Source organism: Bacillus sp. 05T31, assembly GCF_056396725.1.
The window spans coordinates 1-682 of record NZ_JBFTMA010001213.1; the positions used below are offsets into that span (position 1 = coordinate 1).

Consider the following 682-nt stretch of genomic DNA (forward strand, 5'->3'; position numbering starts at 1 on the left):
AATAATAACCGTCACGTATGATTCTMAATCCTTCGGTAGGACCAATGTTACGCTAAATAAATAAACTGAAGCTTTAATCCGTGGCGCTTTTCCCATCCCCACGGATTATTAAGTTAAACCCATCAAATTTTTATAGGCAGCTCGATTCTCACCTAACTTCTTTTCTGTTGCCACATTTTGAACCGAGATAAAACCGCTCATTTCTCATAAAAAAGAGGCGAACTCGTTATTCGYCTCTTTTTTTACCAAAATGGAATCCACTCTTTCACTTTATCTATCCATTCATTTTGCTGTTCTTTTCTTTGTTGTTCCTCTTCTTTTCGTTTTTTCTCTTCTTCTTTCCTTCGTTTTTCTTCCTCAATCGTTTTTAATTGTTTTGTATAATCCGCCTCAGGTATTAGTGATAACTGAAATGCCTTTTGAGTTGGATTTCCATTCGCTTTCTTCATAATATCCCGGAACATTGTCGTTGTAATTTGGCTGCCTCCTGGCACATAATGCTCACTATCCGTTTTATCATACCCTACCCAAATCGCACCTACTAAATCCGGTGTGTATCCAACAAACCACGAATCCTTCGCACCAGTGCTTGGTCCATTTACAAGCTGGGTAGTCCCTGTCTTGCCTGCGGTATCGATATTATTAACTTTCGCTTTTTCACCTGTTCCCCTTTCAATAACAC

1 protein-coding gene is annotated in these 682 nt (G+C 39.0%); it reads right to left on the bottom strand.

Annotation, left to right across the window (positions count from 1 at the left end):
* Positions 1–242: 242 nt before the first annotated feature.
* A partial coding sequence (locus tag AC1DJR_RS32515; protein ID WP_477004515.1) for a penicillin-binding transpeptidase domain-containing protein occupies positions 243–682 on the bottom strand: 440 nt, incomplete at its 5' end.